This window comes from Mesorhizobium sp. UC74_2, from assembly GCF_042701485.1.
Taxonomy (GTDB): Bacteria; Pseudomonadota; Alphaproteobacteria; order Rhizobiales; family Rhizobiaceae; genus Mesorhizobium.
The window spans coordinates 4,676,138-4,700,925 of record NZ_CP170562.1 but is presented as its reverse complement, the minus strand read 5'-3'; the positions used below and the strand labels follow the sequence as shown (position 1 = coordinate 4,700,925).

At 63.7% G+C, this 24,788-nt stretch carries 22 protein-coding genes; 8 read left to right on the top strand and 14 right to left on the bottom strand.

Annotated features, from left to right (window positions below; all coding sequences use genetic code 11):
* Nucleotides 1-57 precede the first annotated feature (57 nt).
* From ACFJIU_RS22820 to kynU, 4 genes are all read right to left on the bottom strand, one after another.
* Nucleotides 58-1,533 (bottom strand): nucleobase:cation symporter-2 family protein, encoded by a 1,476-nt coding sequence (locus ACFJIU_RS22820; protein WP_379063810.1) that lies wholly within the window; start codon nucleotides 1,531-1,533, stop codon nucleotides 58-60.
* A 234-nt stretch (nucleotides 1,534-1,767) separates the two neighbouring features.
* A complete protein-coding gene (locus tag ACFJIU_RS22815; RefSeq protein WP_379063808.1) occupies nucleotides 1,768-3,165 on the bottom strand; it encodes an amino acid permease in 1,398 nt (465 codons plus the stop codon).
* A gap of 78 nt (nucleotides 3,166-3,243) precedes the next feature.
* The gene (locus tag ACFJIU_RS22810; protein WP_379063806.1) at nucleotides 3,244-3,969 is read right to left on the bottom strand and encodes a GntR family transcriptional regulator; all 726 of its coding nucleotides are present in this window, start codon (nucleotides 3,967-3,969) and stop codon (nucleotides 3,244-3,246) included.
* A gap of 32 nt (nucleotides 3,970-4,001) precedes the next feature.
* A complete protein-coding gene (gene kynU, locus ACFJIU_RS22805; RefSeq protein WP_379063804.1) occupies nucleotides 4,002-5,282 on the bottom strand; it encodes a kynureninase in 1,281 nt (426 codons plus the stop codon).
* 221 nt (nucleotides 5,283-5,503) lie between these two features.
* On the opposite strand from kynU, the gene ACFJIU_RS22800 reads away from it, so the two are divergent.
* Together ACFJIU_RS22800 and ACFJIU_RS22795 are read left to right on the top strand one after the other, a co-directional pair.
* On the top strand, nucleotides 5,504-5,878 hold the full coding sequence (locus ACFJIU_RS22800) for an ArsR/SmtB family transcription factor (protein WP_379063803.1): 375 nt from the start codon (nucleotides 5,504-5,506) through the stop codon (nucleotides 5,876-5,878).
* Nucleotides 5,875-6,366 (top strand): SRPBCC family protein, encoded by a 492-nt coding sequence (locus ACFJIU_RS22795; protein WP_379063801.1) that lies wholly within the window; start codon nucleotides 5,875-5,877, stop codon nucleotides 6,364-6,366. Before ACFJIU_RS22800 ends, ACFJIU_RS22795 begins: the two co-directional genes overlap by 4 nt.
* Before the next feature lie 148 nt (nucleotides 6,367-6,514).
* Here ACFJIU_RS22795 and ACFJIU_RS22790 read toward each other — a convergent pair whose 3' ends face one another.
* From ACFJIU_RS22790 to choX, 3 genes are read right to left on the bottom strand one after another with little or no spacing between them, the layout of a single operon-like run.
* The gene (locus tag ACFJIU_RS22790; protein ID WP_379063799.1) at nucleotides 6,515-7,315 is read right to left on the bottom strand and encodes an MBL fold metallo-hydrolase; all 801 of its coding nucleotides are present in this window, start codon (nucleotides 7,313-7,315) and stop codon (nucleotides 6,515-6,517) included.
* Complete coding sequence (locus ACFJIU_RS22785) at nucleotides 7,312-8,196, bottom strand: alpha/beta fold hydrolase (protein WP_379063797.1); 885 nt, start codon at nucleotides 8,194-8,196, stop codon at nucleotides 7,312-7,314. The genes ACFJIU_RS22790 and ACFJIU_RS22785 overlap by 4 nt, the downstream gene beginning before the upstream one ends.
* Nucleotides 8,193-9,128: a choline ABC transporter substrate-binding protein gene (gene choX, locus ACFJIU_RS22780; protein WP_379063795.1), complete on the bottom strand. Its 936-nt coding sequence runs from the start codon at nucleotides 9,126-9,128 to the stop codon at nucleotides 8,193-8,195. The genes ACFJIU_RS22785 and choX overlap by 4 nt, the downstream gene beginning before the upstream one ends.
* A gap of 103 nt (nucleotides 9,129-9,231) precedes the next feature.
* On the opposite strand from choX, the gene betI reads away from it, so the two are divergent.
* Entirely contained in the window at nucleotides 9,232-9,810 is a 579-nt protein-coding gene (betI, locus tag ACFJIU_RS22775; protein WP_379063793.1) for a choline-responsive transcriptional repressor BetI, read from the top strand.
* A gap of 97 nt (nucleotides 9,811-9,907) precedes the next feature.
* Here betI and ACFJIU_RS22770 read toward each other — a convergent pair whose 3' ends face one another.
* The 6 genes from ACFJIU_RS22770 to ACFJIU_RS22745 form a co-directional block, all read right to left on the bottom strand.
* Nucleotides 9,908-11,185 carry an amidohydrolase family protein gene (locus ACFJIU_RS22770; RefSeq protein WP_379063791.1) on the bottom strand — a complete coding sequence of 426 codons (1,278 nt, stop codon included), beginning with the start codon at nucleotides 11,183-11,185 and terminating at the stop codon, nucleotides 9,908-9,910.
* Nucleotides 11,182-12,123, bottom strand: a complete 942-nt coding sequence (locus ACFJIU_RS22765; RefSeq protein WP_379073198.1) for an ABC transporter permease — start codon at nucleotides 12,121-12,123, stop codon at nucleotides 11,182-11,184. Before ACFJIU_RS22765 ends, ACFJIU_RS22770 begins: the two co-directional genes overlap by 4 nt.
* Nucleotides 12,123-13,172, bottom strand: a complete 1,050-nt coding sequence (locus tag ACFJIU_RS22760) for an ABC transporter permease (RefSeq protein ID WP_379063789.1) — start codon at nucleotides 13,170-13,172, stop codon at nucleotides 12,123-12,125. The genes ACFJIU_RS22765 and ACFJIU_RS22760 overlap by 1 nt, the downstream gene beginning before the upstream one ends.
* Before the next feature lie 393 nt (nucleotides 13,173-13,565).
* The gene (locus ACFJIU_RS22755; protein ID WP_379063787.1) at nucleotides 13,566-15,104 is read right to left on the bottom strand and encodes an ABC transporter ATP-binding protein; all 1,539 of its coding nucleotides are present in this window, start codon (nucleotides 15,102-15,104) and stop codon (nucleotides 13,566-13,568) included.
* 269 nt (nucleotides 15,105-15,373) lie between these two features.
* On the bottom strand, nucleotides 15,374-16,402 hold the full coding sequence (locus ACFJIU_RS22750; protein ID WP_379063785.1) for a BMP family protein: 1,029 nt from the start codon (nucleotides 16,400-16,402) through the stop codon (nucleotides 15,374-15,376).
* Nucleotides 16,403-16,579: 177 nt separating this feature from the next.
* Nucleotides 16,580-17,479, bottom strand: a complete 900-nt coding sequence (locus ACFJIU_RS22745) for a LysR family transcriptional regulator (RefSeq protein WP_379063783.1) — start codon at nucleotides 17,477-17,479, stop codon at nucleotides 16,580-16,582.
* 190 nt (nucleotides 17,480-17,669) lie between these two features.
* On the opposite strand from ACFJIU_RS22745, the gene ACFJIU_RS22740 reads away from it, so the two are divergent.
* Nucleotides 17,670-18,479 (top strand): SDR family oxidoreductase, encoded by an 810-nt coding sequence (locus ACFJIU_RS22740; RefSeq protein ID WP_379063781.1) that lies wholly within the window; start codon nucleotides 17,670-17,672, stop codon nucleotides 18,477-18,479.
* Nucleotides 18,480-18,523: 44 nt separating this feature from the next.
* Here the strand turns inward: ACFJIU_RS22740 and ACFJIU_RS22735 are convergent, their stop codons facing one another.
* Nucleotides 18,524-19,339: a helix-turn-helix domain-containing protein gene (locus tag ACFJIU_RS22735; RefSeq protein WP_379073197.1), complete on the bottom strand. Its 816-nt coding sequence runs from the start codon at nucleotides 19,337-19,339 to the stop codon at nucleotides 18,524-18,526.
* A gap of 295 nt (nucleotides 19,340-19,634) precedes the next feature.
* On the opposite strand from ACFJIU_RS22735, the gene ACFJIU_RS22730 reads away from it, so the two are divergent.
* The 4 genes from ACFJIU_RS22730 (at nucleotide 19,635) to ACFJIU_RS22715 (ending at nucleotide 24,788) form a co-directional block, all read left to right on the top strand.
* Entirely contained in the window at nucleotides 19,635-20,906 is a 1,272-nt protein-coding gene (locus tag ACFJIU_RS22730; RefSeq protein WP_379063779.1) for an ABC transporter substrate-binding protein, read from the top strand.
* Between the two features lie 123 nt (nucleotides 20,907-21,029).
* Nucleotides 21,030-21,890, top strand: coding sequence for a carbohydrate ABC transporter permease (locus ACFJIU_RS22725; protein ID WP_379063777.1), 861 nt, complete (start codon nucleotides 21,030-21,032; stop codon nucleotides 21,888-21,890).
* Nucleotides 21,890-22,723 (top strand): carbohydrate ABC transporter permease, encoded by an 834-nt coding sequence (locus ACFJIU_RS22720; RefSeq protein ID WP_379063775.1) that lies wholly within the window; start codon nucleotides 21,890-21,892, stop codon nucleotides 22,721-22,723. The genes ACFJIU_RS22725 and ACFJIU_RS22720 overlap by 1 nt, the downstream gene beginning before the upstream one ends.
* A 34-nt stretch (nucleotides 22,724-22,757) precedes the next feature.
* The gene (locus ACFJIU_RS22715; RefSeq protein WP_379063773.1) at nucleotides 22,758-24,788 is read left to right on the top strand and encodes an aldo/keto reductase; all 2,031 of its coding nucleotides are present in this window, start codon (nucleotides 22,758-22,760) and stop codon (nucleotides 24,786-24,788) included.

Sequence of the window (24,788 nt, the reverse complement as noted above, 5' to 3'; positions counted from 1 at the left end):
CTCGCGGCAGCCCGTAAGTGCGTGGCGTTGGGGGCCGGCGCCTCGCTCTTTTCCTTGTCAATGCTCGTGCTTGATCGGCACCGGCTTGCCGGTGGAATCGTAGAGCTTGCCGTCGAGGAAATAGTCGCCTTCGTGCAGGCAGGCGATGTCCTGGTAGCGCAGCGTGCGTTCCATGCCGGCGACGAACACCGACTGCTGGTCGGAATTGCCGGCCCGGAAGTGGTTGAACAGAAGGTTCATGGCAATCGCCATCACCGCCGCCGAGCTGATGCCGGAATGGAAGATGGTGGCGAACCAGGCCGGGAAATGTTCGTAGAACTGCGGCGCCGCGATCGGGATCATGCCGAAGCCGAGCGAGGTGGCGACGATGATCAGGTTCATGTTGTTGGTGTATTCCACCTTGGACAGCGTGCGGATACCGCTGGCCGCCACCGTTCCGAACAGCACCACGCCGGCGCCGCCGAGCACGGAAGGCGGCACCGCCGCGATGATCCTGCCCATGACCGGGAGCAATCCCAGCGCGATCAGGATCATGCCGGCGCTGGCCACCACATAACGGCTCTTCACGCCGGTGACGGCGACGAGCCCGACATTCTGGGCGAAGGCGCTTTGCGTGAAGGAGCCGAACAGCGGCGCCAGCGAGCTCGACAGCATGTCGGCGCGCAGGCCGTCGCCGAGACGGCGGGAATCGACCTTGGTGCCGATGATCTCGCCGACCGCCAGCACGTCGGCCGATGTCTCCACCAGCGTCACGATGATGACGATCAGCATCGAGATCGTCGCCGCCACTCCAAACACCGGCAGGCCGAAATGGAAGATCGTCGGCAGGGCGAAGAAAGGCCCGTCCGCCACCCTGGAGAAATCCGTCATCCCGAGCGCGGCGGCGACGATGGTGCCGATGACCATCGACAGCAGGATCGAAAGCCGGGAGATCGTGGCACTGCCCAGCTTGCTGAGCAGCAGCACGATCAGCAGCGTCAGGGCGGCGAGACCGATATTGGCCATGCTGCCGAATTCAGGCGAGGCGCTGTTGCCACCCATCGCCCAGCGGGCGGCCACCGGCATCAGGGTGAGGCCGATCGTGGTGATGACGATGCCGGTCACCAGCGGTGGGAAGAATTTGGTGATGCGCGAAAACACCGGCGTGATCAGAAGGCCGATCAGCGAGGCGACGATCACGGCACCGAACACCTGCGGCAGGCCGCCGCCGCCTGTCACGATCGCCGTCATGGTGGCGACACCGGCAAAGGACACGCCTTGCACCAGCGGCAGCTGGCAGCCGAAGAACGGGACGCCGAGCGTCTGCAACATGGTGGCCAGCCCGCCGGCGAACAGCGAAGCCGTGATCAAAAGGCCGATCTCGTTTGGCGAAAGGCCGGCCGCCTGGCCGACGATCAGCGGCACGGCGACGATGCCGCCATACATGGTCAGCACATGTTGAAAGCCATAGGCGAGGTTGGCGAACAGGCCGAGCTGTTCGTCCTCGGGCCGCTCCTGCGCCTGCACCTGCACGTGCGATAACGTTGCGGTCAAACTGGTCTCCTCCCCTGCTTGAACGAAATACGCAGCTTTATCTTCGATGACTTGGACGCAAGAGATTAGACCTGCTTTTGGTGAAGCATTTTAAGACGCAGGATGGTAATCGGGCAGGAATTGTGCTGGCCATCATGGGGCCTTCCACGCAGCAGACGTGGTGTGTAGGGCATTGGCAAAGCAGAAGTGGCCGTGGCGCTTCCGCACCACGGCCATGCATGCAAGGGATTGTTTTTACCCGGGATTCGCCGAAGCGACGAGCCCTGTCTGCAGCCGCTTGCGCACGAACGGATAGCTTGCCGACAGGAGCACGAGGAACGGCACGCCGGCGATGAGGGTCAGCCGGAACGGTTCCGAGAACAGTGTGCTCACCATGATGGCGACCATGGTGAAGGCGCCGAGCAGCGTCAGCCACGGAAAACCGAGGAAGCGGAATGACGGGACCGGCCGACCCTCCCGCTCCCATTGCAGCCGGAAGAAGTAGTGCGACACGAAGATCATCAGCCATGTGAACATCGCGCCGAAGCTCGACAGGGACAGCATCGTCAGGAATGCGTCTTCCGGCCAGCGCACATTGATTGCCGTGGCAATGGCGATGCCGACGCAGGAAATGGCCAGCGCGTTCACCGGGATGCCGCGCGCGCTGATGGTGCCGAAGACGCGTGGCGCCAGGCCGCCTCTCGACAGGCTGAACAGCATGCGCGACGCGGTATAGAGCTGGCTGTTCATGGCCGATAGCGCGGCGATCAGGATGACGAAGTTCATGATGCCTCCGCCACCGGAGATGCCGAGAAGTTCCATCACCTTCACAAAGGGGCTGCCGCCAGTGCCGATATCGGTCCAGGGAACGAGGGCGAGCATCAGCGACAGCGTCAGCAGATAGAACAGCGTCAGGCGAATGATCGTTGTCCAGAAAGCGCGGCGCACGGCCTGCTGGGGATTGTCGGCCTCACCGGCGGTTACGGCGATCATCTCGATGCTGAGATAGCTGAAGATGGAAACCATCACGGCCTGCCACATGCCCCACGAGCCGTTGGGCATGAAGCCGCCATGCCGGGTATAGTTGGCGAAGCCCGACGCTGCCGGCGGCGCGGCGAACAGGATGTAGGCCGCCACCAGGATGAAGGCGAGGATGGCGATGATCTTGGTTGACGAGAACAGGTATTCGATCGTGCCGAAGGCTTTGACGCTCGCCACGTTCACACCGATCAGGATCGCCGAGAACGCCGCGACCCAGAACCAGGGCGCGGAGGTCGGAAACCAGTAGGTCATGTATTCGCCGACGGCGCTGATTTCGAGGCCGACAGCCAGGACCAGGCTGATCCAGTAGCAATAGCGGACGAGATAGCCGGCAAAGGGGTTGATGTAGCATTCGGCATAGGTGCCGAAGGCACCGGATGTCGGCTGTGCCGTCGTCATCTCGGCCAGGCAGCCCATGATCAGCAGCGCGACGACGCCGCCGATGATATAGGAGATGATCACGCTTGGCCCGGCCAGGCCGATCGCGAATTTGCTGCCGAGGAAGAGCCCCGTGCCGATGGCGCCGCCGATGCTGATCATCGCCATCTGGCTGGCGGTCAGCTTGCGGCTCAACCCTCCCTCTCGTTTCACTGCGTTTTCGATCGTGTCCATGGTTTCCTCCCCATTCGATCGTTGTTGGATTTCTGGTGTTCGTGTCCCTCGGGAAACCTGTATGGCGGCGCCAGCCGGTCAGCCGTTGAGAAGCCGTTCGAGCGCCTTGTCGAGCAGGGCGTGGGCCTCGGCGTTGTGCGCGGCGAGAGCAGCGGCCAGCGCCGCGAAATCGCTCGCCATGGCGAGCTCGTAGAGTTCGAGATGCGCGTCGACCGTGTTCATCGTCTGGACCTCGTCGACGAGGTCGGTCGAGCCGGTCTGTTCCAGCCAGCCGCCCATGATGTAGCAGCGATAGCGATCCGTGTTGGTGTTCAGGATGTCGACCATGTGCAGGGCAGGGTTGTTGGTCGATCCTGCCAGCAGGGCGAGGTGCAGGCGCCGGTGCCCTTCGAGCCACAGGCGGTTGCTCTCATAGCTGCCCAGCGGCGACAGCGTGTCCATTTTCCTGAACTGGTGGAAGATGACGACGAGGTCCTGTTCGTGCTTGTCGTTCCAGTGTTCGGGCGAATCCCGCAGGATCAGCTGCTCGAGCGCGGTCTTCGTGTCGATCAGATGCCGCAGTTCGATCGGGTCGATCGCCGGTTGCCAGAAGCCTTTCTGGTGGTTGACTGTCACCAGCCCTTCGGCGGAAAGCTGGAACAGCGCTTCCCGCACCGGGGTGGTGCCGGCGTCCACGCGTTTCGCGATTTCCTCGACCCGTATCCGCGTGTTGGGGGTCAGGGTCGAGCTGATGACCAGCGCACGCACGTCATCGTAGACTTCCGAACGTCGCGGAACCGCCAGTTCGATCTTGCTCATCGTCATCAGCTGTCTCCATCCCGAATTCAAAACAGGCGTCACGTCACCAGCTTGCGTTCCGCGAAGCGCGGCTCGCGCCAGCGCCCGCTGCGCATGATGTCGGCCAGCGTCATGGCCGCGTCCCACACGTCGGCGTGGGTGACGTAGAGCGGCGTGAAACCGAAGCGCAGGATGTCGGGGGCGCGGAAATCGCCGATGACGCTGGCATCGATCAGGGCCTGCATGATCGGCCAGCCGTGGTCGTGGGTCAGCGCAACCTGGCTGCCACGCTCCGCGTGATCTCGCGGCGTCACCACCTCGAAGTCGAAATCGGCCAGCTCGGTGTCGACAAGCTCGATGAACAGGTCGGTCAGCCGCAGCGACTTGGCACGCAGTTTTGCCATGTCGAGGTCCTGGAAGATCTTCAGGCTCTCCAGCAGCGGCAGGTAGGAAAGGATCGGCGGCGTGCCGACGCGGAATTTCTCGATGGTGGCGGCCGGCGCATAGGTGCCGTCGAAGGCAAAGGGCGTCCTGTGCCCATGCCAGCCGGTCAGGGGGCTTTCCACCAGCGGCAGATGGCGGGCGGCGGCATAAAGCCAGGCCGGGCCGCCGGGACCGGCATTCAGGTACTTGTAGGTGCACCCGACCGCGAAATCGACCTTGGCGCTATTGAGATCGACGGCAAGGGCGCCGACCGAATGGCACATGTCCCAGACCACCAGCGCGCCGTTGGCGTGGGCTGCCTGGGTGATGCGTTTCATGTCGCGCAGCCGGCCGGTGCGATAATTGACATGGGACAGGCTCACCACCGCCGTGTCGGTTCCGAGCAGCGACAGCACGCTGTCGTCGCCGTCCTCGGCAAGCACCATGGCGTGGTCGGGAAAAAGCGTCCGTTGCATGCCCTGGACGACATAGAGGTCCGTCGGGAAGTTGTTGCGCTCGGAAATGATGGTCTTGCGGTCTGCTCTCAGCGACAGGGCGGCGTACAGCACCTTGTAGAGGTTGATCGAGGTGGAATCCCCGACCAGGACCTCGCCCGGTGCCGCACCGAGAAGACCTGCGAGCCGGTCACCCGCCTGCAGCGGCAGATTGTGCCAGTCGCGTTCGTTCCAGCTGCGGATCAGCTGCTGCCCCCAGCCCTGTGTCGCAGCCTCGGTCAAGGCCGACGGCACCGTGCGCGGCATGGCGCCGAGAGAATTCCCGTCGAGATAGATGAGGCCCTGCGGCAGGTCGAAGCGATCCCGGAACGGTGCCAGTTCGTCTTTTCCATCGAGCTCCACGCACGCCGCGCGATCGATGGACAGGCGCTCCTGAAGCGCCGCTGCACCCGTTCCGGTCATTCCTGATCTTTCCGTTTTATCCGTCCCGCCCCGATAGGGCCCGTGCAAAATGACTCATATTTTGCAAATAGCAAGAAATTTATAAATTTTCTGATTGATCGTCCATCATTGTTGACGACGGTACCGTCCAGTATCGAAAACTAAGGATTTGACCTAAGTATTTTATCGGGTTATCAAGCGCCCCGTTGCAGGCCTCCGCAGGCTTTCGAAGGGGCAGGGACATGACACCGCAAGCACTTGGCGCCACGCCGCCTCATATGCCCGATCCAACAGTCGTGGATCGTATCTTTCGCGCGCTGTCGGATCCGACGCGTCGCAATGTCCTGGAGCGGCTCTCAGCGCAGCCCGCTTCGGTGAGCGAGCTAGCCGCGCCTTATGGCATGGCGCTGCCGTCCTTCGTCGAGCATCTGAAGGTGCTGGAGGGAAGCGGCCTGGTGCGTTCGCACAAGGCTGGGCGGGTGAGGACCTACGAACTGGCGGCCGATCAGCTGAGACTTGCCGAGGATTGGCTCGGCCGCCAGCGCAATCTCTGGGAACGCCGGCTCGATCGGCTGGACAGCTATCTGCTCAAACTGAAGGAGGAAGGTACCACATGACATTGCCCAAGATCACGGTCGACCCGAAGCTCGACCTCGTTCTGGAACGCGAGCTCGATGTGCCGGTGGAACTCGTCTGGCGTGCCTGGACGACGGCGGAGCATCTGCGCCACTGGTTCGTTCCGAAACCCTGGACGATCACCGCCTGCGATCTGGACGTGCGCCCCGGTGGCGCCATGAACTTCACCATGCGTTCGCCCGAAGGCCAGGAGTTCCCCAACAGCGGCTGCTATCTCGAAGTGAAGCCGTTCGAGCGCCTGGTCACCACCGACACGCTGCTCGGCGGCTATCGGCCATCGCCCAATCCGTTCTTCACCGCGGTGCTGGATTTTGCCAGCAACGGCAAGGGTACGCGCTACCGCGCCATCGCCATCCATGGCGAGGAAGCCAGCCGCCAGAAGCACGAGGAAATGGGCTTCCACGACGGCTGGGGCACCGTCGTGTCGCAGATGGTGGAGTACATCAAGGCAGGCCGCATGGCGGCCTGACAGCGGTTCGATCGTGGCTGCCGGCCAGATCGAATTGATTGCCTGGGCCGGGGCCTGCACGTCGTTGTGCTGGCCCCGGCCACTCCTGCCGAAAGGTGTACCTTGCGCCGGATTGGCTCGGCACCGGCCAAAGTACCACGCAGCTTCGCTAGGCTGCCGGTTCGTAGATGTAGGATGCTTCTTCGGACGTCAGCCGGCCCATCCCTGGCCTGCCTAGATGTACGCCGGCGATCCAGGTTCCTTGGCTTGCCGCCTGCCGCAGGATCTTCGACCGTGTCGCGCGCGCTGTGATCTGGTCGTCGTCATAACCCCAGCTGAGTGTCGGGTCGGCAAACTGCAGTGCCGGGACATGCACGACATCGCCGAAGAACAGGAAATGGTCTTCATCGGTCCTGAGGGCGTAGCCGACATGGCCTGGAGCATGGCCGGGCAGCGCCACCACCTGAAGTCCGCTCTCCAGCCGGTCGCCGTCCCGCACGGGCTTCAGCAGAGGCCGGAATGCCGCGAGATGCGTCTTTGCAAGGAAGCCCTTGACGGCGTCTTCGCCAATCACGATCGCCTCCAGTTTCGGCAAGAGCGCGTGGCCATGCGGCGTCAGGAGGCCGCTGACATGGTCTTCATGCGCGTGCGTGGCTGCCATGGTCGTGATCGAAGCCGGGTCGATCCCGGCTCGCATCATCACCTTCTCAAGCCTGCCCATGGTCGGCTCCCAGCTGCCGCCGGCGCCGCAATCGATCAGGACGCTTTGACCATCGGGGCCTGCGACGACGAAACAATTGACGGAAAGGCGAACCCGATCCTCGGCCTGCACGATCGCCGGAAAGGGATTGTCGCTGGCGTCCCTCAACAGAGCTGCCTCCATGTCGACATGGCCGTCGGAAAGCGACCAGATGCGCCATCCTCCGGATGTCGCAGCCAGCACGTCGACGCTGTGGGAAAGGATCTTCATGCTGCACCCCGTCGCGGTTTTGATATCCTGGCTTTTACAACGTCTTGTCCGGATTTCAGTGTGCCAGCTTTCCCCTTGGCGCAGTTGCAGATCGCCGCCGCGACCCGCGAGGGTTCCTCCCAATGCGGGTTGTGGCCCGTGAGCGGCAGATCGACGACCGTCGCTTCCGGCAGTGCCGAGACCAATGCCGCGCGGTCGCGGCTGCCGAAGAGCGTATCTTGGACGCCATTGACGAGGACGGTTTCGATGCCGCCGCGCGCGTGCACCCTGGAGGTGAGGTCGACACGCCGGATCAGTTCCAGCATCGAGCGCCAGCGCGCGGCGGGCATCTTGGATGCCTCCTGCGCAGTCTTTTCAAGGAAGGCTTTGGGCACGTCCTCCCGGCAATGGTGCCAATAGTCGAAGAATGGATCCGTGGGGTGGATGGGATCGCGCAGTGCCTTCAGGCCGGCGGTGACTGGATGCCCGTCTCCGATCCGCGGGCGCAGTGAGCAGCCGATGAGAACGAGTGCCCCGAACAGGCCGGGCGCAGCCGCGCACGCCTCTATCGCGACCATCGCACCAAGCGAGTGTCCGACGAGAACCGGGCGATGCAGATCCTTCGCCATGACCAGCGCGATCAGGTCGGACGCGAAGCAGCCCAGTCCGTCTGGCTCCGCGCCGAACGAGCCGCCATGGTTGCGCAGGTCCGGGATCAGCAGCCGATGCCCGGCCAGGTGCGGCATCAGCAGGGAGAAGCTGCGGCTGGTGTCGGTGAAGCCGTGCACCAGCACGACAGCCGGCTCGATGCCGGCTTCTTCGACGAATGCAACCGTTCCGTCCTGCAAGGGAAGCTGGCGCTTGCGGCCAGCCCAGCTGTCCTGTTCGACGGAAGTGCTCACAGGCCGAGCTTTGCCTTGACGGCTTCCAACCCGGGCTTGCCGTCGAACGTGGTGACGCCCGCCAGCCATGCAGCCAGCTTTTCCGGGTTCTGCCTGATGGCCTTCAGGCCGGCATCCTGCGGCTGCATGCCATCGTTGATCAGGTAGCCCATGCCCGCATTTTCGAAATCGATGTCGAAGGCGAGGTTGTTGAGGAGTTGCCCGACATTGGGGCATTCATCGGCGTAGCCCTTGCGGGTCTGCGTCGACACGGTCGCGGCACCGAAGTCCGGGCCGTAATATTTGTCGCCTCCGGTGAGGTACTTGAAATCATACATCGTGTTCATGGGGTGCGGCGCCCATCCCTGGAAGACGATGAACTTCTTCTCCTTGATTTTGTAGCCGACCTCCGAAAGCATCCCGGCCTCGCTGGACTCCACCACCTTCCAGCCCTTCAGGTCGAGTGCGGGGTCGGCGATCGCATCGAGCATGAGCTGGTTGGAACCGGGCTCGATGCCGTACATCTGATGCTCAAACATGTCGGCGAACTTGCTCAGGTCCTTGAAGTCCTTGACGCCGGCCTCCCAGACATAGGTCGGCACGGCAAAGGTGTATTTGGCGCCGGTCAGGTTGACGCGCACGGTGTCGATCGAACCGTCTTTCCTGTACGGATCGAAATAGCTGACCATGGCCGGGTTCCAGTAGCCCAGGAAGACATCGAGATCGTTGTTCTTCATACCTTCGTAGATGACGTTGATCCCCAGAATGTCGCTCTTCGGCGTGTAGCCGAGTGCGTCGAGGACGACGTTGGCCACCCCGGTGGTGAACGCAAGGTCGTTCCATCCCGGCTCCGCCATGCGCACGGTGCGGCAGGAATCCGCATCGCCGGCAATCGCGACTCCCGTTGAAAACGCCAGGGCGAAAAACGAAGCGACACCCTTGAACCCGTGCATGGCAATCTCCCTTTGACCCATTGGTATGTTTGTTGTCCCATGGGTCAATTCTTGATCTGATGGGACGGCGCTGTCAATATGCCCGCGGAACCGGGAGTGGATTTTGAAACTCACACGCATCAGCGACATCCGCCGCAGGGAATTGCGGCAGGCGGCCTTTGCGGTCCTGCAGAAGGAGGGTGCCGCCGGGACGACCCTGGAGAAGGTCGCCGCGCAGGCCGGCGCATCCAAGGGCATCGTGCTGCACTATTTTCGCAGCAAGCAGGAATTGTTCGAGCACGCGATGCGCGAAGCCAACGCCGTCTTGCGGGACGCGGTGATCGTCAGGCTGCGGCGGGCGCGCGCCCCGGCCGAAAGGCTGGATGCGGTGATCGAAGGCAATTTCGAGCCGGATCTCTTCCAGCCGTCTGTCTGCCACGCCTGGCTTTCACTGTGCGCCGAGGTCCCACGCGACGAAAACCTGGCCCGCATCCAGACCGTGCTTCATGCCCGCATGCGTTCGAACCTGATGTCGGCGTTGCGGCCGCTCGCTCCCGCCGCGCTGGCAGAAGAGGTTGCGCTAGGCGTTACGGCCCTGATTGATGGCCTCTGGCTGAGGCTGGGGCTGCAGCCCGGCAGCATCTCCCGCGAGCAGGCCGTTGCGCAGGTCAGGGATTTCGTTGCGGCGCGGCTGAGATCCTAGAGCAATTCCAGGAAAAGCGCATAGCGGTTTTCCGTCCGGAATTGTTTGAAAACAAAGAGCGTTTCCAGCTTTCTTGAAAGCGCTCGCACCCTTTGCGTCAGGCCTTGTGCCGCCGGTTGATGCTCGACGGCCGCCCGGCGATGTTGAGCGCCATGTCGCGCTTCGGCCGTTCGGCCACCACCTTGCCCCTGGCGATCACGCACAGCCTTTCGGCGCGCAGGCGGATCGCCTCGATCGGGTTGCCGGCATCCAGCATCACCATCGAGGCGGTCTTGCCGACTTCGATGCCGAGATGGTCCAGTCCCATGATCGCGGCATTGACGTTGGTGACCATGTCGAAGCAGCGCGCCATGTCGGCGGGCGATGACATCTGCGCCACATGCAGGCCCATGAAGGCGACGTCCAGCATGTCGGCGGTGCCCAGCGAATACCACGGGTCGAGCACGCAGTCCTGGCCCCAGCCGACGCGGATGCCGGCCTTCAGCATCTCCGGCACGCGCGTCATGCCGCGCCGCTTCGGATAGCTGTCGTGGCGGCCCTGCAGCATGATGTTGATCAGCGGATTGGGGATGGCCGACACCTGCGCTTCGGCGATCAGCGGGATCAGCTTCGAGACATAGTAGTTGTCCATCGAATGCATCGAGGTCAGGTGCGAGCCGGCGACGCGGCCCTGCAGGCCGAGCCGCTGCGTTTCATAGGCCAGCTGCTCGATATGGCGTGACAGCGGATCGTCGGTTTCGTCGCAATGGATGTCGACCATCAGTCCGCGCTGGGCGGCGATCTCGCACAGCTCGGTCAGCGAGCGCCGGCCGTCTTCCATGGTGCGCTCGAAATGCGGAATGCCGCCGACGATGTCGGCGCCGAGATCGAGCGCGCGGATGGTGTTTTCGCGCGCGTTGGGCGCGCGGTAGAGCCCGTCCTGCGGGAAGGCGACGAGTTGCAGGTCGATATAGGGCGCGACCTCCTTCTTCACCTCCAGCAGCGCCTCGACGGCCAGCAGGCGGTCGTCGCAGGTGTCGACATGCGTGCGGATGGCGAGCAGTCCCATCGACACCGCCCAATCGCAATAGGCGAGCGCGCGCTGCTTCACCGCCTCATGCGTCAGCAGCGGCTTCAGCTCACCCCACAGCGAGATGCCTTCCAGTAGCGTGCCCGAGGCGTTGATGCGCGGAATGCCGTAGGACAGCGTGGCGTCCATATGGAAATGCGGATCGACGAAAGGCGCCGACACCAGATTGCCGGTGGCGTCGATGACGCGGCCGGCTTCGGCCTCGATCTTCGGCTCGATCGCCGCGATCCTGTCGCCCTGGATGGCGATGTCGGCGATGCGGCCATCGGCCAGCGTTGCCGTCTTGACGATCAGGTCGAAATTCATCGCTCGCCTTTCTGGTAGGGGACCATGAGCGCCTTTGGATAGGTCGCCCGCCTTGCAACCACAATGAGGGCAAGGATCGAAAGCGCATAGGGCAGCATCAGGAACACCTGGTAGGGAACCACGCCGCCGGAGAGCTGCTGCAGGCGGATCTGGTAGGCGTCGAAGGCGGCGAACAGGATCGCGCCGAGCAGTGCCTTGCCGGGTCGCCAGGAGCCGAACACCACCAGTGCGATGCAGACCCAGCCGCGCCCGTTGATCATGTTGAAGAAGAACGAGTTGAACGCCGACATGGTCAGGAACGCGCCGCCAATTGCCATCAGCGCGCTGCCGGCCATCACCGCGCCCATGCGCACGGCGGTAACCGAGATGCCTTGCGCCTCGACGGCACCCGGGTTTTCACCAACCGCGCGCACGGCAAGGCCGAGCGGCGTGCGGTACAGCCCCCAGGCGACGACGATCACCAGGATGAAGGCGAGATAGGTCAGCGGCGTCTGCGTGAACAGCGCTTCGCCGACCACCGGCAGTTTCGACAGGCCGGGCACGGCCCAGGGCTGGAACGGCTCGATCTTCGGCGGCGAGGTCACCTCGGGCAGGGCCAGTCGGTAGACATAATAGGTCAGGCTTGTCGCCAGCAGCGTCACGCCGATGCCGACGACATGCTGCGACAGGCCGAGCGGCACGGTGAGCAGCGAGTGCAGCAGGCCGAAGGCCATGCCGACCAGAGCGGCGACCAGCACGCCGGTCCACAGGTCCCCGCCCATATAGACGGTGAACCAGCCGGCGAATGCGCCGGCGGTCATGATGCCCTCGATGCCGAGATTGAGCACGCCGGCGCGCTCGCAGATCAGTTCACCCATGGTGGCGAAGATCAGCGGCGAGGCGATGCGGATCGCGGCGACCCAGAAGCTGGCGGTGAAGAGGATCTCGACGGCGTCCATCATTTCCACTTCACCCGGTATCTCGACAGCATGATCGCCGTCACCATGGTCAGCAGCGAGGTCGCCACCATCACGTCGGCAATGTAGCTCGGCACGCCGGCGCTGCGGCTCATGGCGGCCGCGCCGACGAAGATGCCGGCGACGAAGATCGCCGAAAACACCACGCCGATCGGGTTCAGCATGGCAAGCATGGCGACGACGATGCCGGTGTAACCGAAGCCTGGCGACAGATCGAGCGTCAGGCTCCCCTTGAGACCGGCGACCTCGGAGAAGCCGCCAAGCGCCGCGATGCCGCCGGACAGCAGCGCCGTCTTCATCAGCACGCCGTTGACCGGCATGCCGAGGAAGCGCGCCGCCTCGGCATTGTGGCCGACGGCGCGCATCTCGTAGCCGAGCACGGTCTTCTTCATCACGAACCACAGGCCGACGGCCAGCGCCACCGCGATGACGAAACCATAATGCAGGCGCTTGCCGGTGATGACGCGCGGCAGCTGCGCCTCGGCGATGATCTTGGGCGACTGCGGCCAGCCGAGCGCCATCGGGTCCTTCAGCACGCCTTCCAGCAGCATGGAGACGAACAAAAGCACGATGAAGTTGAGCAACAGCGTCGTCACCACCTCGTCGACGCCGAAGCGCAGCTTCAGCCAAGCCGGCCCGGCCAGCAGCAGCGCGCCGCCGATGAGTGCCGCCAGCATCACCAGCGGCACCAGGATGATCACCGGCAATGGCAGCGCCCCGGTGCCCAGCACCACCGTGACGATGGCGCCCATATAGAGCTGCGCTTCCGCGCCGATGTTCCACAGCCTGGCGCGGAAGGCGACGGCAACGGCAAGGCCGGTGAAGATCAGCGGCGTCGCGCGCGTCAGCGTTTCCAGGATCGCGAATTGCGAACCGGCCGCACCTTTCAGCACCAGCCGGAACACCGAGAACGGATTGGCGCCTGCCAGCATCACCAGCACGCCGGCGATCACGAACGTCACCGCGATCGCCGCAGCCGGGTAAAGGATCGACATCGCCAGCGACGGCGCTGGTTTCGGTTCAAGCCGCATGGTGGTGTCCGTGAGGCGATGGCAGACGCCCAGTCATGTGCGTGTTCTGCGGTGTTCCGGCATGGATCCCCGACACTCGCCGCTCCCTGCGGTCGCTTGCGAGGTCGAGGATGACGGGTGGCATGGGGCGCTCCGACCTATCTCCAATGTCGCCGATGGCAGCGGCGTCGAATTCGACGCGAGCATCGCAGGCGGCTCTGATTTTGTGGGTAGCGTTGGCGTTGGAAGCGCCGACATTCACAATTGGCGCCGGTCGAAAATGAAGTCCGTCATCCTCGACCGCGTGAGGGAGCGAAGCGACCGAAGCGTGTCGGGGATCCATTCCGGAACGTCGGAGGTTTTCCACGACCTCAATGAGAGGGACAGAGCCGGCGCAAGATGTACCGCCAACCATCACGCCGCCTCGTGCCCGGCCATCATGGCGCCGATCTGGCTGATGGTTAGTTCGCCGCGCGCCGAGGGTTTCGACAGCCGTCCTTCCGAGATCACCACGATGCGGTCGGACAGCGCCAGCAGTTCTTCGAGGTCCTCCGAGATCAGCAGCACCGCGGCGCCGCGCGCCCGCGCTTCGAGCAGCCTGGAATGCACATAGGCGACGGCCCCGACATCGAGCCCGCGCGAGGGCTGGTTGGCGAGGATGACCGAGGGGTCGGGATCGAGCGCGCGGCCGAGGATCAGCTTCTGCATGTTGCCGCCCGAAAGCAGCCGGATGCGCGCCTCGGGCGAGGGGCACTTCACTTCATAGTCGTCGATGATCGACTGCGCGAAGGTCCGCGCGGCCGCCCAGTCGACAAGGCCGCCACGGCTGAAGCGGCGGTCGCGGTAGCGCTCGGCGATGACGTTCTCGCTGACGCTCATGTCGGCGATGGCGCCCTGTCTGTGCCGGTCCTCCGGCACGCGGGCGATGCCGGCGTTCAGGGCTGCCAGCGGTGACCATGTCGTCACGGCGGCGCCATTGACACGCACCGTGCCGGACACCGGCGCTTCCATGCCGGCGAGCAGGCCGGCGAGCGCGGCCTGACCGTTGCCTGAAACACCGGCGACACCGGTGATCTCGCCGCCATGTAGCGCGAGCGCGATCTCCTGCAGCGCCGTGCCATGCGCGCGCCGTGCGGTCGAAACATTGTTCAGCTCATAGAGCAGCGCCCCGCGCTCGACCTTGGCCACGACAGGCGGCGCGACTTCGCGCCCCACCATCAGGGCGGCCAGTTCGTGGCGGTTGGTCTCAGCTGTGCGGCGCTCGCCCGACAACTTGCCGGCGCGCAGCACCAGCACGCGATCGCTCGCCATCATCACCTCGTTGAGCTTGTGCGAGATGAAGATCACCGACAGGCCCTTGGCTACCAGCAGTTTCAGCGTCTTGAACAGCGCCTCGGTTTCGGTCGGCGTCAGCACCGCCGTTGGCTCGTCGAGGATCAGTACCCGCGCGTCGCGGTAGAGCGCCTTGAGGATCTCGACGCGCTGGCGTTCGCCGACAGAAAGGTCGGCCACCAGCGCATCTGCCTTGACGGCCAGCCCGAAATCCCGGGCCAGCTGGTCGATCTTGGTGCGCGCCGCCGAACGATCCAGTTTCAGTCGGAACAATGGCTGCGTGCCGAGCGCGATGTTGTCGATCACGCTCATATTGTCGGCCAGAGTGAAGTGCTGGTGCACCATGCCGACGCCGGCAGCCAGCGCCGCCTTCGGGTCTCCCGGCGGCAACGGCTTGCCGAACACCTCGACGCTGCCCTCGTCGGCGACATAGTGGCCGAACAGGATGTTCATCAGCGTCGTCTTGCCGGCGCCGTTCTCGCCGAGCAGGGCGATGACCTCGCCCTGCCGAAGCTCGAACGAAATGCCGTCGTTCGCGGTCAGCGCACCGAAACGCTTCGTGATGCCCGAGAGCCTGAGTGCCGGAGCGTTTTGGATGAAGCTGCTCGAAGGTGATGTCATCCGGTGCGTCCTTCGAGGCTCGCCCGGCCAAGACAGGGCTTGCCTTGCACCGACCTGCGGGCTCGCACCTCAGGATGAGGACCGTTGTGGCAGGTCGAGAGGAAACTTCGAAACACGTTGGATTTTGGGCGCCGTTGCACGACAGCCCTCATCCTGAGGTGCGAGCCTGCACAGCTTTGAAAAAATTGCCAAGAACCATGCGGGCGAGCCTCGAAGGACGCACCAGATCGATGCTGCATGTCTTCGAAACTCCCTGATCGCGACCCCTATCAGCTCGACTTCGGCTCCTTGTCGTCGATCTCGATCGTCAGGCTGCCGTCCTTGATCGCCTTTTCCTTCTCGGCGACCTTGGCCATTACCTCGGCCGGCACCTTGCCGTCGAACGAACCCAGCGGCGCCAGCGAGCAGCCGCCGTTCTTCATGAAGGAATAGACGCCGTAATCCTCGGCCTTGAACGCGCCGGCCTTCACCTGTGCGATGGCGTGGTCGAGGGTCGGCTCGAAATGCCACAGCGCCGAAGCGACCACCGTGTCGGGATAGTCCTTCTGCGTGTCGATGACATTGCCGACCGCCAGCACCTTGCGTTCCTTGGCAGCGTCTGAAACGCCGAAGCGTTCGGCGTAGAGCAGGTCTGCGCCGGCATCGATCTGCGCGAAGGCGGTTTCCTTGGCCTTGGGCGGGTCGAACCACGAGCCGATGAAGGCGATCTGGAACTTGCTGTCCGGCGCGCTCTCCTTGACGCCGGCGATGAAGGCATTCATCAGCCGGTTCACTTCCGGGATCGGATAGCCGCCGACCATGCCGATGTTCTTCGACTTGGTCATCGCGCCTGCGATCAAGCCAGTGAGATAGGACGCGTCCTGGATGTAGTTGTCGAAGGTGGCGAAATTGGCCGCCTTCGCCGCGTCGGGCTTGAAGCTGGAGCCGGCGAGGAAGGCGACGTCCGGATAGTCGGCGGCGACTGCGCGCGCCGCGTCCTCGACGCCGAAGACCTCGCCCAGGATCAGCTTGTGGCCGGCCTCGCAATATTCGCGCAGCACGCGTTCATAGTCGGTGTTGGCGGTGTTTTCCGAGAAGACATAGTCGATGTCGCCGCGTTCCTTGGCGGCATTGGCCGCCTTGTGGATGCGGCTCACCCATTGCTGCTCGACCGGCACCGTATAGACGGCGGCGACCTTGATCGGGTCGGCGGCGAAAGCGCGGCCGGCGAAGCCGCCGGTCATGGCAAGTGCGGCACCGGCACCGACGCCTTTGAGGACGGTGCGGCGGGATGGCGTGAAGGAGCTGGAAATCGACATGTTGCTTGGTTCCCCTGGCTGGCTTTTTTATCTTTTGGTCAAAACTACCAAGAGACTCGCGCGAGCACAATGTGCCGTGGCGATGACACAGGATGCCGGGCGAGGCAATTTCCAGATGGCGGAAGCCCACAGGAAGCTGGTCGTCGCGCCGCCGCGATCCATGCAAGGTCGACGCCGTTACCGGCCGTGTACCGTCCGCACCACATCGATGAAGGCACGCAGCTTCGGCTGGCTCTGCGTCGCCGCCGGGAAATAGAGGAAGATGCCGTCATCCTTGCCGATCTGGTCGGCGAACAGCAGCTGCAGTTCGCCGCGTTCGACCTCCTCATGGACCTCCAGCTCCTGGACATAGCCAAGCCCGATGCCGGCCTTCACCAGTCGGACGAGCGCCAGCCGGTCGTCCACGATCAACTGCTGGGGCATCTTCACGCGGATCGTCCTTCCGCCGCGCTCGAACTCCCAGATGTGAAGCGCTCGCGAGGATGGAAACCGGAACAGGATGGCCTTGTGCCGCGGCAGGTCCTCGAGCCGCCTCGGCGTGCCCGAACGGGCGAGATAGTCGGGTGTCGCCGCGATGGCCCATCTGTTTTCCGGCGTCAGCCGCACCGCGATCATGTCCTTGTCGATGGCCTCGCCCAGGCGGATGCCGGCATCGAAGCCTTCGGCGACAAGATCGACGAGCGCGTCGTTCAGCGAGATGTCGAGCACGACCTTCGGGTACAGCAGCTGGAAATGCTCGATGATCGGCTGGATCGGATAACGCATTGCGCTTCGCGGGATGGTGAGGCGCAGCGTGCCTGCCGGCACCGACTGGGCCGTGCTCAGGGCCTCGAGCGCGTCGCTGATCTCGTTGGCCGCGCGATCGAGGCGCTGGAACAGTTCGGCGCCGGCCTCGGTCAACCGCACCTGCCGGGTCGTGCGCTGGAAGAGCCTGGTCTGGTAGCGCGTCTCGAGCGCCCGTATCGCCTTGCTCATCGCGGTCGGGCTGATATCGAGCGCCTCGGCGGCAGCGGTGAAGCCGCCATGGCGGGCGACAGCCAGGAAGTGCGGCAGTCCGTCGAACAGGTCGCGATTCATCGGCTGAGCCAGTCCGGAGCGTTTGATGTGTCTGGAGGGTAACCTACAACTATGAACCCTGGGTTCAAGACCCTTGTCGTCACCTGTAGATTATCTCCATAATCAGAATTGCTACATGCCACCCGTCGCAGACCCGATCCCTGGGCTGCAAGTCAGGGCCTGCCGAATGGCGGCGGGCGAAGGAGTTAGCATGTCACAGACAGTTCTCATAACGGGCTCGTCGACCGGCATTGGCCGGGAAACCGCCAGGCTGTTCCAGGCCCGTGGCTGGAACGTCATTGCCACGATGCGGGCGCCGGAGAGCGAGACCGAACTCAACCGGCTCGACAATGTCCGGGTCCTGCGCCTCGACGTGACGGATGAAGTCAGCATCCGTGACGCGGTCGCCGAAGGCATAGGCGCGTTCGGTTCGATCGATGTCCTGATCAACAATGCCGGTTTCGGCGCTTATGGCCCGCTCGAGGCGACGTCGCTCGAAACCATCCGCAAACAGTTCGATACCAACGTCGTCGGCCTGCTCGCGGTCACCCAGGCGGTGGTTCCGCACATGCGCAGCCGCCGCTGCGGCACGATCGTCAACATCAGCTCGATGGGCGGTCGCGTCGCGTTTCCGCTGGGCTCGCTCTATCACGGCAGCAAGTTCGCGGTGGAAGGTCTTACCGAGGCGCTTTCCTACGAGCTCGGTGCGATCGGTGTACGGGTCAAGCTCGTCGAGCCGGGCATGACCAAGTCCGATTTCGGCAGCCGTTCGCTTGTCTTCAGTTCCGACGAGTCCATGCCCGAATATGCCGAGCTGGTGAAGGGCACGGTGGAAGCCTTTGCCACCCTGCCGGCGGCGGAAACATCGGATGTCGCCGAGACGATCTTTGCGGCCGCCACCGACGATGCGGAGCGCCTGCGTTATCCGAGCGGCAACGACGCCAGGATGTTCATCGACATGCGCCGCGAGCAGGACGACGAGACCTTCGCGCGGTCTCTGAAGCGCATGTTCAACATGTGACGCGGCGCCTTTTCCTGCGAAGGCTGCACGACAGCCTGCGCGGGTCAGGCCGTTGATCCTGCACGCCGGAAGCTGGATGGCGTCATGCCGGCCAGCCTGCGGAACGATTTGTTGAAGGCGCTCAGCGAACCGAAGCCGCTTTCCATGGCGATGTGCAGCACGTTGGCGTCCTCCTCGCGCATCAGCATCGCCTGCGCGTAGCTGAGGCGCAAAAGGTTCAGGTACTCGTTGAGGGTCATGCCGGTGGAGCGCCGGAAGACGCTCATGGCGTATTTCGGATGGATGGCGAATTCGGCGGCGATGTCGGCGATGCCGATGTCGTCGCGAAAATTGTCGGCGATGTAGGTACAAAGACGCAGAGCCAATGGCAGCGCGCGCTGATCGAATTCCTCGGCGGCGGTTGCGACGCCCACGCCGGGCAGCAGCTCATAAGGCTCGAAACGCATGCGCTCGATCCGCAGCAGCAATTCGTTCACGGCGTGCGCGGCCTTCGTCGCATCGCCAGATCGGGCATAGAGGTTCCAGCGCTCGAAATTGCAGCAATCGGCTGGATCGGTCGCGCGCAGGAGGAGCACCTGGCCTGCCATCAGGTGCTGCTGGACGCCGGTCGGCAGGTTCAGCCGGAAGAAATGCACCAGCGGCAGATGCGCGCCCGCATAGATGGTGTCGTCGCTGCGCCAGTCCATCTGATGCGGGATGCCGCCCCAGAACAGGCAGAGATCGCCTTTCGTCAGCAGAACCTCGCGCTCGGCCATCCGGTAATGGACCTTGCCTTCCACGATGAAGTTCACCTCGACCTGGGCGTGCCAGTGCGGCGCCTCCATGACCACGGGATGCGTGTGGAACATCTGCAATTGCATGGGGAAGGCTTCAACCGTGCTTGCGCCGGTACGCCAGTAGGAATCGCTCGCTACCTTGCCGTTCACCAAGAAGAGAGCTCCTTTCGCCGAGCGAAGAACCGCGTGCAGTGTAACGCGGTCCTTTCCAAGCGCAAATGGAAGGCCAGCCGGCAAAGCCGGGACGCATGCAATCGATGCCGGGATACCGCGATCTTACCATTCGGCAAATTCATGTTCCGTTTGCGGGAGACCGGCCTGTTCCATCGGCTAATCTCGGCCTGCTCCGGGAGAGAGCAATCGAAATGGGAGGAACAGGATGCGTAACACACTCGTGTGCGCGGCGATGGCGCTTGCGCTCAGCCAGGGTTCGGCGCTTGCCCAGTCCGGCGAGATCACGATCTGGAGCTGGAACATCGCCGCCTCGTCGCTGAAGGAGACGGTCGCCGGCTTCAACAAGCAGCACCCCGACATAAAGGTGAACGTCCAGGACCTCGGCAACCAGCAGGTGTTCGACAAGACCCTCGCCGGCTGCGCCGCCGGCGGCGCCGGGCTGCCCGACATCATCACGGTCGAAAACCAGGAAGCCGAGATATTCTGGAACCAATTTCCCGACTGCTTCGCCGACCTGAAGACGCTCGGTTATACCGACGCCACGGCTAAGCTTTTCCCCGAATTCAAACGCGTCGAACTGGAAGCGAACGGCAAGGTCTATGCCATGCCCTGGGATTCCGGTCCGGTTACTGTGTTCTACCGCCGCGACTTCTATGAGAAGGCGGGTGTCGATCCGGCGTCCATCAGGACCTGGGACGATTTCATCGCCGCCGGCAAGAAGATCACGCTGGCCAATCCCGGTGTCATCATGACCGAGGCCGACCTCAACGGCGACGACGAATTCTTCCGCATGATCTCCAACGAACAAGGCTGCGGCTACTTCTCGCCCGACGGTTCCACCATCACCGTCAACCAGCCCGGCTGCGTCACCGCGCTGGAAACGGTTCGGAAGATGAAGGCGAACAACCTCGTCAGCGCCGCCAACTGGGACGAGAAGATCCAGGCTACCAAGGCCGGCAAGGTCGCGACGCATATTTTCGGCGGCTGGTACGAAGGCACGATCCGCTCCAATGCCAAGGAACTTGCCGGCAAATGGGGCGTCTATCCGTTGCCCAGCGCAACCGTGGACGGTCCGCATGCGGCCAATCTGGGTGGCTCGTCGCTGGCGATCACCGAAGCCTCCAAGAACAAGGAAGCCGCCTACGCCTTCACCAGCTACGCGCTGGGCACGGTCGAGGGCCAGGTCACCATGCTGAAGGCTTACGGGCTGGTGCCGTCGCTGCTGTCCGCGCTCGATGATCCGTTCGTGCAATCGGGCCAGCCTTACTGGGGCGACCAGAAGATATGGGTCGACGTGCTGTCGACCCTGCCCAAGGTCAAGCCAAGCCGTGGCACGACCTATTTCACCGACGCCAACAAGATCCTCACCGCCACGCAGCTGAAATACATCGAAGGCGGTTATCCGGATGCCAAGGCAGCGCTCGACGATGCCGCCAGGCAGATCGAGTTGGCAACAGGTCTGCCCCTGTCCCAGTAACCTCCCCAGGGACGCCGGCGGCGGGGACTAGAGCGTCTGTTCCGACCGCAATGGACGCTCTAGTCCCGATTTTCGGGCTGATACGTTGTCCTGTCGCCGGTGTCTCTTGTTTCTGGAGTTGGAATGCGGCCCCGCACACTCACAGCCTACGGTTTCCTGACGCCGTATCTGCTGATCTTCCTCGCCTTCTGGGTGTGGCCGATCATCAGCTCGTTCTGGATGTCGTTCCTCAACACGCGTCGCCTGCCATGGACATTCGCGCCGCAGGCCAACTGGGGCCGCCTGCTGGTCGATCCGGCCTTCGCCAACGCGCTGAAGAACACGCTGATCATCCTCGTCGTGCAGGTGCCGGTCATGATCACGCTGGCGACGGTGCTGGCCGTGCTGCTGCATTCGCCTCTGCTCAGGGCGCGTGGACTGTTCCGCTTTGCCTTCTTCGCACCCGTCGTGGTCGGCGAAGTCGCCTATGCCGCCGTCTTCCGGCTGATGTTCAATTATGAATTCGGCATCATCAACAAGCTGCTGGCTCTGATCGGCATCGCGCCGATCTCCTGGACTTCGAACCCGACCGCGGCCATGGCGCTGATCATCATCGCCGTCACCTGGCGCTGGGCCGGCTACAACGCCATCCTGATCCTGGCCGGCCTGCAGTCCATCCCGCAGGACCTCTACGAGGCCGCGACGCTCGACAAGGTCTCGAAGACCCGCCAGTTCCTGTTCATCACCGTACCGTTGCTCAGGCCGATCATCCTGTTCTGCATCGTGCTGTCGATCATCGGCACCATGCAGCTGTTCACCGAGCCGTTCCTCATCACCAACCGCGGCGGTCCCGGCGGCGCCACGGAAACGCTCGGAATGCTGCTCTACCGGCAGGGCTTCCTGTCGTTCAACTTCGGCTATGCCTCGAGCATCGCCTACACCATCGCGGCGATCGCCATGGCGCTTTCGCTGCTCAACATGTGGGCCGGAAAGGAACGCCGCTGATGCCGTCCTTCACTTCCCGGACCGCTCGCGCCATGGCGCTTCACGCGGTGCTCCTGCCGCTGGCGCTGATCTGGCTGTTTCCGCTCTGGACGATGTTCGTCTTCGCCACGCTGCCCGACGACGGCATCTTCGGCTCGACCATACAATTGCTGCCGTCGACAGCCTTTGCCGACAATTTCGCCAATCTGCAGCACGACACGGATTTCATCCGCGCCATGGTGATCTCCATCATCGTGGCGACCGTCTACACGCTGCTGTCGGTGGCGCTCACCGCGATGGCCGGCTGGGCGCTGGCCCGCTATCGCTTCGTCGGACGCACGGCGGTGATCGGCATCATCTTCGGCACGATCACCTTGCCCTATTTCGTCGTCGTCATCCCGCAGTTCATCATGGTGGCGCGCGACTTCAACATGGCCAACAGCTGGTTCGCGCTGATCGTGCCGCCGCTGTTCAATTCGCTCGGCGTGCTGTTCATGCGCCAGTCCTTCACCATGCTGCCGGAAGAGGTATTCGATGCGGCGCGGGTCGAAGGCATCAGCGAATGGCGCACGTTCTTCCACATCGCGCTGCCGATGACACGGCCGACGCTCGCCGCGCTGTCGATCATCCTCTTCCTGCACAGCTGGAACAACTATCTGTGGCCACTGCTGGTCAACAGCCGGCCGGAGATGATGACCGCGCCGGTGGCGCTGGGCAGCCTGATCGGCCTCACCAAAGTGTCCTGGGGAGGCATCATGGTCGGCGCGGTGGTGCTGACCGCACCGATGCTTGCCCTGTTCGTCGCCCTGCAACGCCATTTCATCGCCGGAATCTCGGCCGGTGCAGTCAAGTGACCGTCCCGGCCCGCTGCCAATCGAGGAGACCATCATGAACACGCCGAACAAGATCCGTTGGGGCATCGTCGGCCCGGGCAACATCGCCAGGGCTTTTGCCGGTGGGGTTGCGCATTCGCGCAGCGGCGTTCTGGCCGCCATTGCCACGCGTGATCCCAGCAGGCCCGATCTCGCCGACGCCTTTCCCGGCGCGCGGATCCTGCGGGGATACGATGCGCTGCTCGAGGATCCGGACGTCGATGCGGTCTACATCGCCACGCCTCACCCGGGCCACGCCGAATGGGCGATCAAGGCGCTCGAGGCCGGCAAGCACGTGCTGGTCGAGAAACCGATGGCGCTGACCGCCTTCGAGGCGGATGCTATCATGCATGCTGCCCGCAAGGCAGGCCGCTTCCTCGGCGAAGCCTATATGTACCGCCTGCATCCGCAGACCTTGAAACTGGTCGAGCTGATCAAAGGCGGCGCCATCGGCGAAGTGCGGCTGATCCGTTCCAGCTTCGGTTATGCGATGCCGTCCGTCATGCCCGAGCACCGTCTTTTCGCCAACGACCTTGCCGGCGGCGGCATTCTCGATGTCGGCGGCTATCCGGTTTCCATGGCCCGCCTGATTGCCGGTGCAGCGGCAGGCGAGCCGTTCCTCGATCCCGAAAGCGTCACCGGTGCCGGCCATCTCGGTGTGACCGGTGTCGATGAATGGGCTTCTGCGCTGCTCAAATTTGCCAACGGCCTTGTCGCCGAGGTCTCCTGTTCCATCTTGCTCGCCCAGGACAATGTGCTGCGCATCTTCGGCACGAAGGGACAAATCGAAGTCGCCGATTTCTGGTTTGCCTCCGGCAAGCAGGGCGGCACTGGTTACATCGATGTCGTCACCGCCGACGGCAAGCAGGCGGTCGAAGTCCACGAAGAGGGCTGGCTTTATTCCTTCGAGGTCGATGCGGCCGGTGACGCGATCATGGCCGGTGGGCAGGAATTCGCCTGGCCGGGCATGGGCTGGGCCGACAGCCTGGGCAACCTGCGCGCCATGGACAGATGGCGTGCTGCGATCGGCCTCGAATACGGCATCGAGAAAGCGGGTGGTCGCCCGAACACGATTTCGGGGCGCAGGCTTGCCCGCAACGGCACGCGCATCCCGAAGCGCCCGATCCCGGGCCTCGACAAGCCGTCTTCGGTGCTGGCACTCGGCTTCGAGGATTTCCGCACCTTCTCCTCCGGCGCGATCTTGCTCGATGCCTTTTTCGAAGCTGGCGGCAATCTCTTCGACACGGCCTTTGTCTACGGCGGCGGCTATACCGAAAAACTGTTCGGCGAATGGCAGCGCAATCGCGGCACGCGCGCGGAATCCGTCGTCATAGGCAAGGGCGCTCACACGCCGTTCTGCACGCCCGATGCGATCGGCAGGCAGCTGACGTTATCGCTCGACCGGCTGCAGACCGATCATGTCGACGTCTATTTCATGCACCGCGACAACCCGGACGTGCCGGTCGGCGAATTCGTCGATGCCATGGATGCCGAGGTGCGGGCAGGCCGCATCCGTGGCCCATTCGGCGGCTCCAACTGGACACGCGAGCGCATGGCGGCGGCGATCGACTATGCCGAAAGGAACGGCAGGCAGGCTCCCCATGCATTGTCCAACAATTTCTCGCTGGCCGAGATGCTGGTGCCGATCTGGGATGGTTGCGTCGCCTCCTCCGACGCCGGCTGGAGGCAATGGCTGATCCAGCGGCAGATGCCGAATTTCGCGTGGTCGAGCCAGGGGCGCGGCTTCTTCACGGAACGTGCCGGCCGCGACAGGCGTGACAGCGAGGAACTGGTGCGGGTCTGGTATTCCGAGGACAACTTCGCTCGTCGCGACAGGGCGATCGAACTGGCCGGCCGCCTTGGCAAGAGCCCGATCCATGTGGCGCTTGCCTATGTGCTGGCGCAGCCATTCCCGTCCGTTCCCCTGATCGGGCCGAGGACGCTGGGCGAGCTGGACGACAGCCTGCAGGCGCTCGACATCACGCTGTCGCAGGCGGATCTCGACTGGTTGCTCAACGGGCCGTCGCCACAACGCAAGGCCGGATGA